The organism is Chimaeribacter sp. YP20170169 (assembly GCF_056739715.1).
In genome coordinates, this window is the sequence record NZ_CP176824.1 from 438,318 (window position 1) to 456,394 (window position 18,077).

Below are 18,077 nucleotides of genomic sequence, written 5' to 3' on the forward strand. Positions count from 1 at the left end.
AGCGACACTCTGCTTAGATCCAATTGGGGGGCCTTGCGCCCCCCGCTTTGTCTGGAGAATCCATTATGGCCAAAGAATTTAGCCGCACTCAGCGCGTCTCCCAAGAGATGCAGAAAGAGATCGCTATCATTTTGCAGCGTGAAGTGAAAGATCCGCGCGTTGGCATGGCGACGGTATCCGGGGTAGAAGTTTCCCGTGACCTGGCATACGCCAAAGTATTCGTCACCTTCCTGGACGTACTGACCGAAGATCACGATCCAGAGCGTATCACCACCGGCATCAAGGCGCTGCAAGACGCCTCTGGTTTTATCCGTATGCTGGTTGGCAAAGCCATGCGCCTGCGCGTGGTGCCGGAACTGACCTTCGCCTACGACAACTCGCTGGTTGAAGGGATGCGCATGTCCAACCTGGTCACCAGCGTCGTGAAAAACGATGCAGAACGCCGCTCGGCGGCGGGCGACGACGAGGAAAAGTAATGGGACGTCCTCGTCGCCGTGGTCGCGATATTCACGGTATCGTGCTGCTGGATAAGCCGCAGGGCCTCTCCTCCAACGATGCCCTGCAAAAAGTAAAACGCCTCTACAACGCCAACCGGGCCGGCCACACGGGCGCGCTCGATCCGCTGGCAACCGGCATGTTGCCGATCTGCCTGGGTGAGGCGACCAAGTTTTCCCAGTTCCTGCTCGACTCCGATAAGCGTTACCGAGTCATTGCGCGCCTTGGGCAGCGTACTGACACCTCTGACGCGGATGGGCAGATCATCTCCGAGCGTGATGTCACCTTTAGCGAGGCACAGCTGCAGGAGGCCCTTGAGCGCTTCCGTGGCGCGACCAAGCAGGTGCCCTCCATGTACTCCGCGCTGAAATATCAGGGCCGGCCGCTCTATGAGTACGCGCGTCAGGGCATTGAAGTGCCGCGCGAAGCCCGTGATATCACGGTGTATGAGCTGCTGTTCATTCGCCATGAAGGGCTGGAGCTGGAGCTGGAAATTCACTGCTCCAAGGGCACCTACATTCGCTCCATCATCGACGATCTGGGCGAAATGCTGGGCTGCGGCGCGCATGTGACATTCCTGCGCCGCCTGCAAGTCGCCACCTACCCGATTGAGCGGATGGTGACGCTGGAGCAACTGAACAGCCTGCTTGAACAGTGCCAGGCCGAGGAGCGCGCGCCCAGTGAGCTGCTGGATCCGCTGCTGATGCCGATGGACAGTGCGGTGCAGCACTTCCCGGAAGTGAACCTGCTGCCGACAGTGGCCAGCTATGTGAAGCAGGGGCAGCCAGTACAGGCCGCCCAGGCCCCGTCCGAGGGGATGGTTCGCATCACGGAAGGGGAGGAGCGCCACTTTATTGGCATCGGAGAAATCGCGGAAGATGGGCGGGTCGCCCCGCGCCGTCTGGTGGTAGAAAACCCCGAGTGAGCCACTGCTGCTTACCTTGCGCAACACTATGGCAAGGAGTAGAATGGCGCAGCTTATGTATTGGGTTGCTGAATTAGAGATCGGCACCTGTTTTATTATCTATAATCTGGAGTATTACAATGTCTCTAAGCGTTGAAGCTAAGGCACAGATCGTAGCCGACTACGGTCGCGGTGCTAACGATAGCGGTTCTACCGAAGTTCAGGTAGCTCTGCTGACCGCTCAGATCAACCACCTGCAAGGTCACTTTGCAGAGCACAAAAAAGATCACCACAGCCGTCGTGGTCTGCTGCGTATGGTTTCTCAGCGTCGTAAGCTGCTCGACTACCTGAAGCGTAAAGATGTTGCACGCTACACCAGCCTGATTGAACGTCTGGGCCTGCGTCGCTAAGTCTGCGAGTTTCAGTGTAAAGGGGCCAAATTTGGCCCCTTTATTCTAGGAGGCAAGACCCCGTAAGGTACTGCCGCTATCTCTACAGAGGATCTTCCGCTACAGAGGTTCGCGCGGCTAATGAGAGGCTTTGTCCTTCGAGGAAAGGATAAGGATTGTCATTAGTCGCGAGGATGTAATGTGAAGATCGGTGAGTCACTGGTGCACTTCCGCCCATGCGGCACTGCATCTCAATAAAGGATATGATTTTGCTGAATCCGATCGTACGCAAATTCCAATACGGCCAGCACACCGTTACGCTGGAAACCGGCATGATGGCGCGCCAGGCAACAGCTGCCGTCATGGTCAGCATGGATGACACCGCCGTCTTCGTGACCGTGGTTGGCGCCAAGAAAGCTAAACCGGGTCAGGACTTCTTCCCGCTGACCGTCAACTACCAAGAGCGCAGCTACGCTGCCGGCCGTATCCCTGGTAGCTTCTTCCGTCGTGAAGGCCGTCCGAGCGAAGGTGAAACCCTGACCTCCCGCCTGATTGACCGCCCAATCCGTCCGCTGTTCCCGGAAGGCTTCCTGAACGAAGTTCAGGTCATCGCGACCGTGGTTTCCGTTAACCCACAGGTTAACCCGGACATCGTTGCCATGATCGGTGCCTCTGCGGCCCTGAGCCTCTCTGGCATCCCGTTCAACGGCCCGATTGGTGCCGCACGCGTTGGTTACATTAATGACCAGTATGTCCTGAACCCGACCACTGATGAGCTGAAGCAGAGCAAACTGGATCTGGTGGTTGCGGGTACCCAAGGCGCGGTACTGATGGTGGAATCCGAAGCGGATCTGCTGAGCGAAGACCAGATGCTGGGCGCTGTGGTCTTCGGCCACGACCAACAGCAGGTAGTGATTGAGAACATCAACGCACTGGTTGCTGAAGCAGGCAAAGCGAAGTGGGACTGGCAGCCGGAAGCGGTGAACGAAGTCCTGCACGCCCGTGTGGCGGAGCTGGCTGAATCCCGTCTGGGTGATGCCTACCGCATCATCGACAAACAAGAGCGCTACGGCCAGGTTAATACCATCAAGGCTGACGTTGCTGCTGCTCTGCTGGCACAAGATGAGTCGCTGGACGAAGGCGAGATCATGGATGTGCTGGGCACCATTGAGAAGAACGTCGTACGTAGCCGTGTGCTGCGTGGCGAGCCGCGTATCGATGGCCGTGAGAAAGACATGATCCGTGGTCTGGACGTGCGCACCGGCGTATTGCCGCGTACCCACGGCTCGGCGCTGTTCACCCGTGGTGAAACTCAGGCGCTGGTAACAGCCACTCTGGGTACCGCACGTGATGCCCAGAACCTGGATGAGCTGATGGGCGAGCGCACCGACAGCTTCCTGTTCCACTACAACTTCCCTCCGTACTCCGTAGGTGAAACCGGCATGGTCGGCTCACCGAAGCGTCGTGAGATTGGCCACGGCCGTCTGGCGAAGCGTGGCGTGCTGGCAGTGATGCCGGAAGCAGACTCCTTCCCGTACACCGTACGTGTGGTATCTGAGATCACCGAATCCAACGGCTCCTCCTCCATGGCGTCCGTGTGTGGTGCTTCTCTGGCACTGATGGACGCTGGCGTGCCGATTAAAGCCGCTGTTGCGGGCATCGCGATGGGTCTGGTGAAAGAGGGTGAAAACTTTGTGGTTCTCTCTGACATTCTGGGTGACGAAGACCACTTGGGTGACATGGACTTCAAAGTGGCGGGCAGCCGTGAAGGCATCACCGCCCTGCAGATGGACATCAAAATCGAAGGCATTACCCGCGAAATCATGCAGGTTGCCCTGAATCAGGCCAAAGGTGCGCGTCTGCACATCCTGGGCGTGATGGAGCAGGCCATCAGCACCCCGCGTGGTGATATCTCTGAATTCGCGCCGCGCATTCACACCATCAAAATCAATCCTGATAAAATCAAGGATGTGATTGGTAAAGGCGGCTCGGTAATCCGTGCACTGACCGAAGAGACCGGCACCACCATTGAAATCGAAGATGATGGCACTGTGAAGATCGCAGCGACCGACGGTGATAAAGCGAAATACGCTATCCGTCGTATCGAAGAGATCACCGCTGAGATCGAAGTGGGCCGTATCTACCAGGGTAAAGTGACCCGTATCGTTGACTTCGGTGCCTTCGTGGCCATCGGCGGCGGTAAAGAGGGTCTGGTACACATCTCTCAAATCGCTGACAAGCGCGTCGAGAAAGTGACCGACTACCTGGAGATGGGTCAGGAAGTGCCAGTGAAAGTCCTGGAAGTTGATCGTCAGGGCCGTGTCCGCCTGAGCATCAAAGAAGCGACTGCCCAGTCTACAGAAGCGGCTGCGCCTGAAGCAGAATAACTGTTGATGCAGTTTTACAGCGCCTTACCGCCGGTAGGGCGCTGTTCGTATCGCGAGGGCAGGAGGCTTTCGTGTTAAGCAAGCGGATGACAGGACGATCATCCAATGTTTGTCTTCGGGAGTGGGAAATGAAGCCTTTCTTGCGCTGGTGTTATGTTGCGACAGCACTTATGCTGGCAGGATGCAGCAACCATGATTGGCGTAAAGACGACGTTCTGGCAATTCCTTTGCAGCCTACGCTGCAGCAGGAAGTGATCCTGGCGCGCATGGAACAAATCCTTGCCAGCCGGGCATTGACAGATGATGAGCGTGCGCAGTTGTTATATGAGCGTGGAGTGCTGTATGATAGCCTTGGATTACGGGCGCTGGCGCGAAACGACTTTTCACAGGCGCTGGCGATTCGTCCCGACATGCCGGAAGTTTTCAACTACCTGGGCATTTACCTAACGCAGGCAGGCAATTTTGATGCTGCCTATGAAGCGTTTGATTCTGTACTAGAGCTTGATCCAACTTACAACTACGCGCGTTTAAACCGAGGCATCGCACTGTATTACGGTGGCCGATACCCCTTAGCGCAGGATGATCTGCAGGCGTTTTATCAAGACGACCCAAATGATCCCTTCCGTTCGTTATGGCTTTACCTGGTGGAGCGAGAGATCGATCCCAAGCAGGCAGAAGCCGCGCTGGAACAGCGTTACGAAAAAGCGGACAGAGGGCAATGGGGATGGAATATTGTCGAATTCTACCTTGGCAACATCAGTGAAAGTACGCTGATGGATCGCCTGAAGGCAGATGCAACGGATAACACTTCGCTCGCTGAGCATCTCAGTGAAACTGACTTCTATTTAGGTAAACACTACCTGAGTCTGGGGGACAAGAGCAGCGCTTCGGCACTGTTCAAACTGACGGTCGCTAACAACGTTCATAACTTTGTTGAGCACCGCTATGCATTGTTGGAATTGGCGCTATTAGGCCAAGAGCAAGACGACCTATCAGAATCGGACCAGCAATAGCTGACGGACACTTATCAGCCTGATTTACCTTGGTTTTACCATCGTCAAATCGCCTTAACAGGCGAGGGTTTTTTTGTCCGTTTATTAACTTATTTGAGCCGGTTCACACTTTTCAATGAAAATGACTGAAAATTTTCTCGACGAGTTACGTAGACTGGCCGCCATCTCTCATGAGGCACGTGTACATGACTACTGAGTTTGAAACCTCTTTTGCTGACCTGGGGCTTTCCGCTCCTATCCTTACCGCTCTGACTGAAATGGGTTACGAAAAACCCTCTCCGATTCAGGCGGAATGTATCCCACATCTGCTGAACGGCCGTGACGTACTGGGTATGGCACAGACCGGCAGTGGTAAAACCGCCGCGTTCTCGCTGCCGCTTCTGCACAATGTCAAAGCGGAGCTGAAAGCGCCACAGGTGCTGGTACTGGCACCGACCCGTGAACTGGCTGTTCAGGTTGCTGAAGCCTGCACCGAGTTCTCCAAACACATGCACGGCGTCAACGTGGTTGCCCTGTACGGCGGCCAGCGTTATGACGTACAGCTGCGCGCACTGCGTCAAGGCCCACAGATTGTGGTCGGTACGCCGGGCCGTCTGCTGGACCACCTGAAGCGTGGCACCCTGGACCTCTCTAACCTGAGCGGTCTGGTACTGGACGAAGCCGATGAAATGCTGCGTATGGGCTTCATCGAAGACGTTGAAACCATCATGGCGCAGATCCCGGCTGAACATCAGACCGCGCTGTTCTCCGCGACCATGCCGGAAGCGATCCGTCGCATTACCCGTCGCTTCATGCAGGAGCCGCAGGAAGTGCGCATCCAGTCTAGCGTGACGACCCGCCCGGACATCAGCCAGAGCTACTGGTCTGTCTACGGTATGCGCAAAAACGAAGCGCTGGTGCGTTTCCTGGAAGCAGAAGACTTTGATGCGGCGATCATCTTCGTGCGTACCAAAAACGCGACTCTGGAAGTGGCTGAAGCGCTGGAGCGCAGCGGTTACAACAGCGCCGCGCTGAACGGCGACATGAACCAGGCGCTGCGTGAGCAGACCCTGGAGCGCCTGAAAGATGGCCGCCTGGACATCCTGATCGCAACCGACGTAGCGGCCCGTGGCCTCGACGTTGAGCGCATCAGCCTGGTGGTGAACTACGATATTCCGATGGATTCTGAATCCTACGTGCACCGTATCGGCCGTACCGGTCGTGCAGGCCGTGCAGGCCGCGCGCTGCTGTTCGTTGAGAACCGTGAGCGTCGTCTGCTGCGCAATATCGAGCGCACCATGAAGCTGACTATTCCAGAAGTAGAACTGCCGAATGCAGAACTGCTGGGTGAACGCCGTCTGGCCAAGTTTGCCGCTAAAGTACAGCAGCAGCTGGAGAGCAGCGATCTGGACATGTACCGCGCGCTGCTGGCTAAGCTGCAACCGGAAGAAGAGCTGGATATCGAAACCTTGGCTGCCGCGCTGCTGAAGATGGCACAGGGCGAGCGTCCGCTGATTCTGCCGCCGGACCCGGTATTCAAACCGCGTCAGCGCCGTGAGTTCAACGATCGTGACGATCGTCGTGGTGACCGTCCGGATCGTGGCGATCGCCGTGATGCACGTGATGGCGACCGTCCGCGTCGTGAGCGTCGTGAAGTGGGCGATATGGAGCTGTACCGCATTGAAGTGGGCCGTGATGATGGCGTTGAAGTGCGTCACATCGTTGGCGCGATCGCTAACGAAGGCGACATCAGCAGCCGTTACATTGGTAACATCAAGCTGTTCGCGACCCACTCCACCATCGAGCTGCCGAAAGGTATGCCGGGCGATCTGCTGTCGCACTTCACCCGCACTCGTATCCTGAACAAGCCGCTGAACATGCAGCTGTTGGGTGATGCGCAGCCGCGTGAACGCCGTGAGCGTCGCGAAGGCGGTGCTGGTGAGCGTCGTGAAGGCGGCCGTGGTGGTCGTACTTTCAGCGGTGAACGCCGTGAAGGTGGTCGTGGTCGTCCGTTCAACGGTGAACGCCGTGAAGGTGGCGAGCGCCGCCCAGCTGGCAACCGTGACGGCCAGCGCGCCCCGCGTCGTTTCGGTGATGCGTAAGCACATCCGGTAATATAAAAAAACCAGCCTGCGGGCTGGTTTTTTTTTGCCTGAAATTCAGCGTGCTTAGCGGATGCGGCTCTCTTTCACCAAATCCGGGTGCACCTGCGCCACGATCTCAAAGGAGCGCAGGCGAGCCTGATGGTCAAAAATCTGGCCATTGATCATCAACTCATCCGCCTCTGTCTCACGCAGCAGCGCTTGCAGGCCGTGACGGACGCCCTGTTGGTCACCCACCACCGACATCCGCAGCGACTGCTCCACGCCGAAGCGTTCAGCCGGTGACCAGAGGCTGTTGATGTCATCAACCGGCGGCGGCAGCGGGCCGGGGTGGCCACGGCGCAGGTTGATAAACTGCTGCTGGTTGGAGGTAAACATGCGCTGTGCCTCTTCCTGAGTATCGGCGGCAATCACGTTGACGCAGACCATCGCGTAGGGCGTAGGCCAACGTTCAGATGCTTTGTAGTTGCTGCGGTAGACCGCCAGCGCCTGATAGAGCATGTCGGGCGCGAAGTGGGAGGCGAACGCAAACGGCAGGCCAAGCGCCGCCGCCAACTGGGCGCTGTAGAGACTGGAGCCAAGCAGCCAGATGGGCACATGCAAGCCCTGGCCCGGCACGGCCTGTACCGGCTGGTTCGGCTGGGCATCGCCAAAGTAGAATTGCAACTCCTGCACATCCTGCGGGAAGTTATCCACCTCACCAGAGAGATGGCGGCGCAGGGCAATCATGGTGCGCTGATCGGTGCCCGGCGCACGGCCCAGCCCCAGATCGATGCGGTCCGGGTAGAGGGTGGCGAGGGTGCCAAACTGCTCGGCAATCACCAGCGGGGAGTGGTTCGGCAGCATTACGCCGCCCGACCCGAGACGGATAGTCTGGGTGCCAGCGGCGAGGTGGCCAATCAACACGGAGGTGGCAGCACTGGCGATGCCGGTCATGTTGTGGTGTTCAGCCAGCCAATAGCGCTGATAGCCCCACTTCTCCGCATGTTGCGCCAGATCAAGCGAGTGGCGGAAGGCATCCGCCGGGCGTTTGCCTTGCGGCACCGGAGCCAGATCCAGTACCGAAATCGGGACAATTTCGGAAGGTGTCGTCTGTTGTATGGACATAGTCATTACTCACGGTTTATACACTGGCAAAATAGCTCGCCAGCTAATGATAAACTTGAGTATCGTTCATTTTGCCTATTTTGAATACAGGATGGCCTTAGGTGAATGTGCGCTCCGGTTGCTGGCACTCCGCGCTATTGGCGCAGCACCAGACCCGGCACGCGGTGCCAGTAACCGTTGCAGTCCACGCCTGCCGGCAGTGTCTGCCTGGCCGCACCTTGCTCATTGGCGCGGAACTGCTCCAGTTTCGCCAGATCCTGCGTGGAGGCGGGGGAGAGGCGCACGATGTCCACACAATCAGCCATGCCTGGCAGATCGTTCACCAGGTTATAGCAGTAGCCGCTCTGCGTCTGGATGCCGTTGAGCACGAATACCTGCTGCTGCTCTTGAGACAACACTGTGCGCCCGGTCGGGTAGTGGATGCAGCAAGTTTCACACTGATCTTTGGCGCGGTTCTCCGAACGGGCAGTAAAGCAACGCGCTGAATAGGCCAGCGGCAGGTGGCCATAACCCATTACCTCCACCTCAAACGCGCCGCGGATGCCCAGTTCGTCACACTGCGCCAACAGCGCCGCCAACCACTGCCGTGATAGCTCGACCGGCATGACCCAGCGCACCATGCCCTGACGGTGCAGCAGGCGCAGGGTATAGGCGTTGTAGCAATTCAGCGCATGACCAGCGACAAAGGGCAGGTGGCGCTCCGCCGCCATGTTCACCGCCGCCAGATCGTTAGCTTCCAGTAGAAACTCACCGTTCTCCACATAGCGTTTCAACTCTGTCAGCTCGGAGGGGGCCTGCACCAGCGTCAGCGTAGAGAGCACCACCTGCTTGCCTACCGCCGCCAATGCCTTTGCCAGCGCCAGCCAGTCGCCCACCTTCATCTCCCGCCGCTTGCTGCACACCGTCTCCCCCAAATAGAGGATGTCAGCGCTGCTGGTTGCCGCCGCCTGATAAAAAGCCTCAACCGTGTCTTTTGGCCAGTAGTACTGGATGGCACCTAATGCGTATTTCATGCGGTTTCCCTTACTGCCATTTGCGGTGATAGGCACCCAGCGTGGTCTGGGTTCCCTCTGACAGCGCGCCCAGTGCTTCCATCCAGGCGGGCTGCGGGGTAAAGGTCTCTGGCGCGGCCTTGCAGCGATCAATCGCCTGCCGCCAGATGCGGGTAACGCTGCTGACATACGCCGGGCTGCGTTGGCGCCCCTCGATCTTCACGGAGGCAATATTGGCGGCCAGCAGTTGCGGCAGCAGGGCCAGCGTGTTGAGGCTGGCTGGCTCTTCCAGCGCATGGTAGCAGCTGTCTCCCACCCGGTAGCGCCCCTTGCAGAGCGTCGGATAGCCAGCATTTTGTTGTGGGCCGTAGCGGTCAATCAGCACATCATTCAGCCGTGCCTCCATGCCCTGTGGCGTCTGTTGCCAGCGCACAAAGCGCGCTGGGGAACAGGCACCCACGGTGTTGGGGGATTCACCCGTCAGGTAGGAGGAGAGATAACAGCGTCCCTCGGCCATGATGCAGAGGCTGCCAAAGGCGAAAACCTCCAGCGGCACCGGGCTGCTGCGAGCCAGCTGGTTGACTTGATGCATGGAGAGCACCCGTGGCAGCACCACGCGGCTGACGGCAAAGTGGCGCTGGTAGAATGCGATGGCCTGCTCATTAGTGGCGGAAGCCTGCACCGAGACATGGCGCTCCAACTGCGGATAACGCGCCGCGGCATACTCCAGCATCGCCAGGTCAGACAGGATCAAGGCATCCGCCCCCGACTGTGCCGCCATATCCACGGCCCGCTGCCAGCGCGCAAAGCCATCGGGATGGGCAAAGGTATTGATGGCGACATGCAGCTTACGCTGGCGGCGGTGAACCAGCATCGCCGCCTCCTGCAGCTTCTTCTCGGTAAAGTTCAGGCCGGCGAAGTGCCGGGCGTTGGTGTCATCCTTCAGGCCGACATACACGGCATCCGCGCCATTCTCCAGCGCAGCTTTCAAGGCTGGCAGATTGCCAGCAGGGCAGAGCAGTTCCATAGTTGAGTCCCGGCGACGTGCCTTGGTGAGCACATTATCAGCAACAGCCTGCGATTCTAGGCAACCTTTTCGGCGCGTATATTGATTTGAGGCAGTTTCTATCTCATTGATAACAATGTGATGAATAATTTCCGCTGTACACGCGGGCGTTCTGGTGCAAAATTTATTGATATAGACCGCTGAACACGTTTTTCAATCTGGCAGAATAGTGTCAGTCTTGATCAGAGGAGTAATGCCAGTGTTGGAGCAACTACGCTCGCGCCTTGTGCGCCAGGGGCCATCGTTACTGCGGATGCCGTTAGCTATCACCCCGTTTGCTGTGCAACGGCAGCTGCTGCTGTCGCTGCTGAATGTGCAATTCCGGCAGGCACTGGCGGAGGGGGAGCTGGACTTCCTGGAAGCGCGCTGGCTTGAGGTGGAGGTGCGGGATCTGGGACTGCGCTGGTATATCACCCTGGCGGAGGGTCAGCTGGTGGTCAGTGAGCAGGCCGACGCCGATGTGCGTTTCAGCGCCGATGCCAACGACCTGATCCTGGTGGCTGCGCGCCGCTGCGATCCGGATACCCTGTTCTTCCAACGTCGCTTGAGCATTGAGGGGGACACGGAGCTGGGGCTGTATGTGAAAAACCTGATAGATGCCATCGATCTGGACACCCTGCCGTCGGCGCTGCGCCGTGGGTTGGTTCAGCTTGCCGATTTTATTGAAGCAGGATTACGAGAGGGCGCGGTGACCGCTCACCGTGCGGTTAACATATGCTGATTCGAGTAGAAATCCCGGTGGATGCCGCCGGTATCGATAGCCTGCTGCGTCGTGCCTTTGGCCGTGATGACGAGGCGGATTTGGTACAGGAGCTACGGGAAGATGGCTTGCTAACGCTGGGCATTGTCGCCACGGACGATGAGGGCGGCGTGGTGGGCTATGCGGCGTTCAGCCCAGTCGAAGTCGCGGGCGAGGACCGGCAGTGGGTCGGCCTGGCACCGTTGGCGGTGGACGAAGCCAGCCGTGGGCAGGGGATCGCCACTCAGCTGGTCTATGAGGGGCTGGATGCGCTGAACGAATTCGGCTATGCCGCCGTGGTGACGCTGGGCGATCCGGCGCTGTATGGCAAACTGGGCTTCCGCCCGGCGGCGGCCTACCAGTTGTACTGCCCCTGGCAGGGCGCGGAAGCGGCCTTCCAGATCTACCCGTTGGCTGAGCACGCGCTGGAGGGCGTCAGCGGCTTAATCAACTACGCGCCGCCCTTTAACCGCTTCTGACGCTGGCCGCGTACGCCAGCAGATAATCCACCACATCCGGGGGCTGGTCACTGACCAGCCTCTCTTTTTGCTGGCGATGCAGCTGCTTGATGCGGTACTCCGCTTTCAGCGCTGCCGAGCGATCGCCCGCCAGACAGTGAAACTCTAGGATCAGCGGCCCCTTGCCGCGCAGGCTTTTGGCGCCCTTGCCGCTTTGGTGCTGGGCCAGCCGGCGCGCCACATCGGTAGTAATACCCGTATAGAGCTGGCCAGCGGCGGTGCGCAAAATATAGAGATGCCAGGCAGTGGTGGATTCAGTCATGGGAGCAGGGCAAGGGTCAACATCGGCACAGGGTAAACCAGATGCTGGGTTGGTTCCACCCTGAGGGCGCGGTAGACTAGCCACTCATTCAAAGAGGGAGCGCACATGAATTCGCCTGACGAGCGGTTAGCTATCGAAAAATTCCTGAAGAAATACCATGTATTGACCCTGTGCAGCGTGGGCGAGGGGGATCTCTGGTGTGCCAACTGTTTCTATGTACCAGAGCCGGGTGAGATGTCGCTGCTGTTGATGACCGAATTGAGGACGCGCCACGGCAATCTGATGGCGCAGCACCCGCACGTCAGCGGCACCATCGCCGGCCAACCGAAAAGCGTCGCGCTGATCCGGGGCATCCAATATGCTGGCCGTGTCAGCCAGTTAAGCGGCGAGGCAGAGCGGGCGGGGCGCGATCGCTACTGCACACGTTTCCCGGTCGCGGGCAAGATGCCAGCGCCTCTCTGGCGGCTAACGCTGGATGAGATAAAGATGACCGATAACACCCTTGGTTTTGGTAAAAAACTCTACTGGCAGCGCGATACCCCTACCTGATCTCCCCTCCCGGCCGTGTGGCCGGGCACCCCCCTCTGCGTTTTATCCTTTCTGACCGTTCATTTTCCTGACACTCGCAATATGGGGTTGCTGTTCGGTACACTCAATACAATCAGCATCTCAAGGAAGAGGGGCGCTGAAGCGCAAAACAGCCTGATTTTTTTCTGAAAAAAGCGGCCTGTAGAAAAGTTCAAAAATATTTTTCTCCGTTACCTAGATATAATTGCTATGAATCTTAAAGTGAATTATATTTTTATTATAAATAACGGTAAGGATTTTGTTTATTTCTTTGTGAATTGTAGCGTACAGATTGTAAATTGTTTGAGTTGAATGATCAAATATGTATAATCAAATGTAGTTTTACGCTATTTAGACAAACAAAAAGCATTATTTGTTATTAAATAATATGCTTATCAATTCTTAATTCGTGGAATTCCCTCCTTATAATTCACCAGCTAAATAGATCTGGGCGTTTGCCCATTTTTATTTCAGGATATCAACTATATTAACTGGCAAATAAATACACTACGATACTTTCCGTCAAGAAGACCCCTCTAATTAAGGAATGGATATGAAAAAAGTTAATTTTATTGCTAAAACATTGTTGGTTCCCTCCTGCTTATTAATCAGCAGTATGGCAGCCAGCGCACAAGATGGCACTGTTACCTTTACCGGTAATATCAGTGACACTACTTGTGTCGTCACCATTGCCGATGCCAATGGCTCTGGTGCCGGTGACTATACCGTGAAGTTAAAAGATGTTAGCACCTCTGCTCTGAACGCTGTAGGGAAACGTGCTGGGGATACGGATTTCAAATTCCAGCTGAGCGGTGCGAACTGTACCAACGACAAATGGGCTAACGTCTCATTCGAGCGTGCGTTGAGCAAAAATATCGACGGCACCACAGGTAACCTGAAAAACCACACGGCTGCTGGTGCAGCAACCAATGTGCAGGTTGGCCTGAGCGATGAGTCCAAAAACCCAATTGACCTGCGTCAACAAATTACTGACGCCACAAAAGGTAAAAAGATTGCCAACAACAAGGCAGAATTTACCTATTGGGCGCAGTACGTTGCCACAGGTGGCGCAGCCAGTTCAGGCTCTGTCAACACCGATGTAGTTTACTCAATTATTTACCAATAATTGTAGGCTCTGGCAAAGGGGCGTTTACGCCCCTTTTTTTCACTCTGTCTGGAATATCATTATGACTCTTAAAAAACTGGCTTTGGTGCCACTGTTACTTTCATTCGCCTTTTCTTCATCCGCCTCAATCCAGGTGTTGGGAACGCGCGTCATTTTTAATGCGCAACAGAAAGAAGAGACTGTGCGTATTAACAATGTTGGGACGACGCCCGCTCTGGTACAAATCTGGCTGGATAGCCGCGCAGATTCAAAAATTTCTGATAAAGAAGATCTGCCTTTCATGATTAACCCGCCCGTTTCGCGTATCAATGTCGGCAAAAGCAAAGTGTTCCGCATTTTCCAGACCGATGAGGCGGTGAATAAATATCCGCAGGATCGCGAGTCAGCGTTGTGGGTCAATATTCTCGACGTGCCGCCAGAAGGTGAGTTGGACGCCAATAAGCTCAATATTGCCGTACGGACGCGCATCAAGTTCTTTTACCGCCCCGCTGGTTTGAAAGGGGATGCCATTACCGCGGCTGAATCCCTGAAGTGGAGTGGGCGTAGAGTGGCGAAAGGCTATGAATTCACTGCTGAAAACAATACGCCGTTCCATATCTCTATCGCCAATTACAAGTTAGGTGATGATGCCTCAACCCAAACGACGGGCGGCATGATCGAGCCATTCAGCAAGAAAGCATTTGTCGTGAAATCCGATAAAACGGTCGCCAATCCGGTATTGAAATACAACTACATCACCGATCTGGGCGCATATGTGGCGAAGGAGTATCGGGTCTCGATGTAATCGTGCCTGATGGGTGATAAGGAAGGATACGTTCGTGAGTTATCTGAAACAAAGTAATCAATTTGCAAGCATCATCCTGGTTAGTGGAATGGTGCTTGTGCCTGCGGTGGCAAAACCACTGCCAGCAATGCTTCTTGAGGGTAACTCAGATGCGAATGAAACGACGACACAAAATAAAACTCCAGCCAAGAAGCCGGTGAAGTTCAATACCGGTTTTATTGCCGCTGAGATGGAAGGGGTGGATCTCTCCGCGTTCGACGGCGAGGGAGTGGTCAATCCTGGCGTCTATCCAGTTGAGGTAACGGTTAACGGTAAAGAGATTGGCGTTAAGCAGATCCGCTTCGCCAAGGATAACGGTGACAATGAGTTAACGCCGTGCCTCTCACCGGAGTTGATCATCCAATCTGATGTGAATGTGAAAAAATTCCCGGCAGATTGGAAAGATCAATCCTGTGTGGCGCTGGACACGCTGGTGCCCGGCTCTACCCATCACTATGACACTGATGAGGAGGCGCTGGCACTCACCTTCCCACAAGCGAGCCTGCTGCACAGCCCCAATGGCTATGTCAGCCCGGAGCTGTGGGACAACGGTGTGCCTTCATTGGCGGTCAACTACTCCTTTAGCGCCTCTGATGTGAAGTACCGTGACAATACGTCGAATAAATACCTCTACGGTAACGCCCTGACCTCCCTGAAGTGGGGAGCATGGCGCCTGTATACCTATGACAGCGTCTCCAGCAACGATGACGGTTCGCAGTGGGATCACATGTCGGCCTACGTGCAGCGGGCCATTGCCCCGCTGGAAGCGGAGTTCCAGGCCGGTGATATCCATACCTCCGGGCAGATGTTCGACTCTGTTAGCCTGCGCGGGGCAAAACTGGCGACGGATGACCGCATGTGGCCTGACTCCATGCGCGGTTATGCGCCGGTAGTACGCGGCATCGCGGATACCAATGCGCAGGTCACCGTTCGACAAAATGGCAACGTCATCAAAGAGCTGACTGTACCGCCCGGCGAGTTTGTGGTGGATGACCTGTATGCCACCGGTTATGGCGGCGATCTGGAGGTCACCATCACGGAGGCGACGGGCCAGGTACGTAAGTTCATCGTGCCTTACTCAAGCGTGCCGATGCTGCTGCGGGCCGGCTACTCCAAATTTTCCACCTCCATAGGTGAGGTGCGTGACGGGGACCTGAAAGAGCCCCCCGTGGTGATGGAAGCGACCTACCAATATGGCTTGAACAACCTGATCACTGCCTATGGCGGGGGCCAGGTGACGGCAGATGGCGACTACGCCGCACTCGTGGGCGGTTTTGCCCTGAACACGCCTGTTGGTGCATTGGGTATGGATTTAACGCGCTCATTCACCTCATTTGATGATCAGAAAGAGTGTGACCGCTTCTGCCAGATGAGCCTGAAAATCAGCCTGGCGAAAGTCATCAACGAAACCAATACCAGCGTCAGTCTGGCCGGTTACCGCTACTCCAGCAGCAACTACTACACGCTGATGGACGCCATGTTGATGAAAGAGGCGATTGATGCCGACGATAGACGCCTGTTGCCAGAGAGCTACCGCGACAAAATTGAGCTGAACGTCTCTCAGAGCCTGCCAGGAAACTGGGGAAGCGTTTTTGTATCAGGCTATTACGGCCGCGTTTGGGACAGCTGGACACAAACCAACAAGCGCAGCAGCTATCAGGTGGGGTATTCCAATGCTTGGCGCTCCGTCAGCTATAGCATCAACTTGGCTCGTACCTATGACGAGTATGGCGAAGATCAGGACAGCATCTACCTGAGCTTCTCGGTGCCTTTCGGCACCCTGCGCACCAAGGTGCCTAAGTTGAATGCGACCGTCAGTTATAGCGATGAATCCTCCAGTATGCGGGCATCGTTGAACGGGACGGGGGGGCAGTATGACCAGTACAACTTTGGCGGCTGGATGGACTACCGGCAGGACCACAACTCCAACCTGGGCATCAATCTGGGTTATAACGGCAGCAACATGCAGGGCAACGTGGGTTATAGCCAGACCGAGCAGTCCTATACCGCGTCAGTCAATGCCAGCGGCGGTGTTGTATTCCATGGTGATGGCGTCAACTTCACCTCATCGCTGGGTGATACCTTCGCTATTGTTGAGGCGAAAGGGGCCACCGGGGCGCATGTTTATCCAGAACTGAATAAAGTAATTGATAAAAATGGCTATGCGATTATCTCATCACTGTCGCCCTATCAATTTAACGATATCTATTTGGATACCAAAGGCGCGCCGGCTGGCATAGAAGTGGATGAATCAAAATTAAGCGCCGTACCGACCGCGGGCGCAGCACTTAAATTAAAAATGGCAACCAAAACCAACGTGACGCAATTTGTGCGTATCACGCATCCTTCGGTGAAAAACATTCCGTATGGATCGGCCATTAAAAATGAGAGTGGAGAGATGCTAGGCATGATCGGCCAGGGCGGCCGTGCCATGTTGGATTTGCCAGATGATGCTAAATCACAGGTGCTGACCATAGATTGGAAACAGCAAGATGTCTCTTATCATTGTCGAATTGAATATGCTCCCAGCGCTGCATCATCTATTTCTGATGCTGGGAACCTCGTGACACAGGAATTAACCTGCCAGCCATAACAAGAGGCAGATAAGGTTTCTTTGGAGTGACTATGTTAAAAAAAATTATACAGGTATGTATCGCCCTGTGTGCGATCTCATTCCTGCCGAATATAAGTTTTGCAGCCAATGATTGTCGTATTACATCCGGTTCGACTATTGATGCCGTAATTAATATTTCCACCCTTAAGCCGTCGTCGAAAGGTGCAGCAACGGGCGCTGTGCTAGGGCAAGCGGAGTTTTCCACTAATTCGATCAACTATACCTGTGGCTCAGGTGTGTCGAATACGTGGCGCTCTGAGTTCACACGCCCAGAATCAGCAGCCAGAACCGCCATCGACCACGTTTACGCAACCAATCTGTCGGGAATAGGGATACGTATTACCTGGCCCGCATCGCGCTCCTCCTATTTCCCTGATGCCTATGTCTGTAATGGGTCATGCATGGAAAATAGCGACAAAATCCGGGTGGAATTTGTTCAAACCGGGAATGTCTCCGCGGGAACAATTCCTTCCGGGATGCTGGGACAGGTCGTAGTCAATGCTAATAGCAATCCGGGCAGTAGCGCGACCTTATTAAATGTCCGTCTGGCTAGCCCGATTGATGTTAAACCCGTGACCTGCGCCGTTTTAACACCGTCACAAGAGGTTGATTTGGGCAGCTGGTCATTGGCCGATTTTATCGCTGATGGCGGGCGTACAGATAAAGTGAAATTCCCTATCACGATAGATTGCCCACAAAGTTCCCAGGTGGCAATCGGATTTGAGGGCAACTCTGATACGAACGTTGGTAAGGGCTATATAAAAAATTGCAGTGCACAAACGTGTGCTCAGAATATCGGTGTCAGGTTGTCAGAATATGGCGGCTCATCGGTGGATGTGACCGGAAAAGTGCCTAGTGATACCCAGAAAAAAAGTGTCTCGGGAAGACACACCTTTGAATATGAGGCAAGGATTTACTCAGGTAGTCCAAATAAAGCCACGTCGGGCGCAATTGATACCTTTGTGATCTTTAACGTATTTGCTGATTAACATCA

General features: G+C 55.6%; 18 protein-coding genes. 14 read left to right on the top strand and 4 right to left on the bottom strand.

Annotated elements, in window-relative coordinates; all coding sequences use genetic code 11:
* Positions 1-65 precede the first annotated feature (65 nt).
* The 7 genes from rbfA to ACK3SD_RS02095 all read left to right on the top strand — a co-directional run bounded on the left by rbfA (position 66) and on the right by ACK3SD_RS02095 (position 7,269).
* Complete coding sequence (gene rbfA, locus ACK3SD_RS02065; RefSeq protein WP_137762066.1) at positions 66-476, top strand: 30S ribosome-binding factor RbfA; 411 nt, start codon at positions 66-68, stop codon at positions 474-476.
* Positions 476-1,420, top strand: coding sequence for a tRNA pseudouridine(55) synthase TruB (gene truB, locus ACK3SD_RS02070; RefSeq protein ID WP_481126599.1), 945 nt, complete (start codon positions 476-478; stop codon positions 1,418-1,420). The genes rbfA and truB overlap by 1 nt, the downstream gene beginning before the upstream one ends.
* A gap of 119 nt (positions 1,421-1,539) precedes the next feature.
* Positions 1,540-1,809, top strand: a complete 270-nt coding sequence (rpsO, locus tag ACK3SD_RS02075; protein ID WP_072927115.1) for a 30S ribosomal protein S15 — start codon at positions 1,540-1,542, stop codon at positions 1,807-1,809.
* A gap of 248 nt (positions 1,810-2,057) precedes the next feature.
* A complete protein-coding gene (gene pnp, locus ACK3SD_RS02080; RefSeq protein WP_481126600.1) occupies positions 2,058-4,175 on the top strand; it encodes a polyribonucleotide nucleotidyltransferase in 2,118 nt (705 codons plus the stop codon).
* Between the two features lie 128 nt (positions 4,176-4,303).
* Complete coding sequence (gene nlpI / locus ACK3SD_RS02085) at positions 4,304-5,188, top strand: lipoprotein NlpI (protein ID WP_137762069.1); 885 nt, start codon at positions 4,304-4,306, stop codon at positions 5,186-5,188.
* A 121-nt stretch (positions 5,189-5,309) separates the two neighbouring features.
* On the top strand, positions 5,310-5,384 hold the full coding sequence (gene yrbN, locus ACK3SD_RS02090) for a protein YrbN (protein ID WP_370465591.1): 75 nt from the start codon (positions 5,310-5,312) through the stop codon (positions 5,382-5,384).
* The gene (locus ACK3SD_RS02095; RefSeq protein WP_137762070.1) at positions 5,374-7,269 is read left to right on the top strand and encodes a DEAD/DEAH family ATP-dependent RNA helicase; all 1,896 of its coding nucleotides are present in this window, start codon (positions 5,374-5,376) and stop codon (positions 7,267-7,269) included. Before yrbN ends, ACK3SD_RS02095 begins: the two co-directional genes overlap by 11 nt.
* Positions 7,270-7,335: 66 nt before the next feature.
* Here the strand turns inward: ACK3SD_RS02095 and ACK3SD_RS02100 are convergent, their stop codons facing one another.
* From ACK3SD_RS02100 to ubiU, 3 genes are all read right to left on the bottom strand, one after another.
* Complete coding sequence (locus tag ACK3SD_RS02100; protein WP_481126601.1) at positions 7,336-8,376, bottom strand: luciferase-like monooxygenase; 1,041 nt, start codon at positions 8,374-8,376, stop codon at positions 7,336-7,338.
* A 134-nt stretch (positions 8,377-8,510) separates the two neighbouring features.
* Positions 8,511-9,389 (bottom strand): U32 family peptidase, encoded by an 879-nt coding sequence (locus ACK3SD_RS02105; RefSeq protein WP_481126602.1) that lies wholly within the window; start codon positions 9,387-9,389, stop codon positions 8,511-8,513.
* A gap of 10 nt (positions 9,390-9,399) precedes the next feature.
* Entirely contained in the window at positions 9,400-10,395 is a 996-nt protein-coding gene (gene ubiU / locus ACK3SD_RS02110; RefSeq protein WP_137762073.1) for a ubiquinone anaerobic biosynthesis protein UbiU, read from the bottom strand.
* 238 nt (positions 10,396-10,633) lie between these two features.
* Between ubiU and ubiT the strand changes: the two genes are divergently transcribed.
* Together ubiT and ACK3SD_RS02120 are read left to right on the top strand one after the other, a co-directional pair.
* Positions 10,634-11,155 (top strand): ubiquinone anaerobic biosynthesis accessory factor UbiT, encoded by a 522-nt coding sequence (ubiT, locus tag ACK3SD_RS02115; protein ID WP_481126603.1) that lies wholly within the window; start codon positions 10,634-10,636, stop codon positions 11,153-11,155.
* Positions 11,149-11,652, top strand: coding sequence for a GNAT family N-acetyltransferase (locus ACK3SD_RS02120; RefSeq protein ID WP_481126604.1), 504 nt, complete (start codon positions 11,149-11,151; stop codon positions 11,650-11,652). Before ubiT ends, ACK3SD_RS02120 begins: the two co-directional genes overlap by 7 nt.
* Here the strand turns inward: ACK3SD_RS02120 and ACK3SD_RS02125 are convergent.
* Positions 11,639-11,953, bottom strand: a complete 315-nt coding sequence (locus ACK3SD_RS02125; protein WP_481126605.1) for a GIY-YIG nuclease family protein — start codon at positions 11,951-11,953, stop codon at positions 11,639-11,641. The two genes, ACK3SD_RS02120 and ACK3SD_RS02125, sit on opposite strands and share 14 nt — an antisense overlap.
* Before the next feature lie 105 nt (positions 11,954-12,058).
* Here ACK3SD_RS02125 and ACK3SD_RS02130 point away from each other — a divergent pair, with 105 nt between their 5' ends.
* From ACK3SD_RS02130 to ACK3SD_RS02150, 5 genes are all read left to right on the top strand, one after another.
* A complete protein-coding gene (locus ACK3SD_RS02130) occupies positions 12,059-12,502 on the top strand; it encodes a YhbP family protein (protein WP_481126606.1) in 444 nt (147 codons plus the stop codon).
* A gap of 571 nt (positions 12,503-13,073) precedes the next feature.
* Positions 13,074-13,646: a fimbrial protein gene (locus ACK3SD_RS02135; RefSeq protein WP_481126607.1), complete on the top strand. Its 573-nt coding sequence runs from the start codon at positions 13,074-13,076 to the stop codon at positions 13,644-13,646.
* A 61-nt stretch (positions 13,647-13,707) separates the two neighbouring features.
* On the top strand, positions 13,708-14,430 hold the full coding sequence (locus ACK3SD_RS02140) for a fimbrial biogenesis chaperone (protein ID WP_481126608.1): 723 nt from the start codon (positions 13,708-13,710) through the stop codon (positions 14,428-14,430).
* A gap of 34 nt (positions 14,431-14,464) precedes the next feature.
* Positions 14,465-17,062, top strand: coding sequence for a fimbria/pilus outer membrane usher protein (locus tag ACK3SD_RS02145; RefSeq protein ID WP_481126609.1), 2,598 nt, complete (start codon positions 14,465-14,467; stop codon positions 17,060-17,062).
* Positions 17,063-17,094: 32 nt separating this feature from the next.
* Positions 17,095-18,072 (top strand): fimbrial protein, encoded by a 978-nt coding sequence (locus ACK3SD_RS02150; protein ID WP_481126610.1) that lies wholly within the window; start codon positions 17,095-17,097, stop codon positions 18,070-18,072.
* Positions 18,073-18,077: the final 5 nt, after the last annotated feature.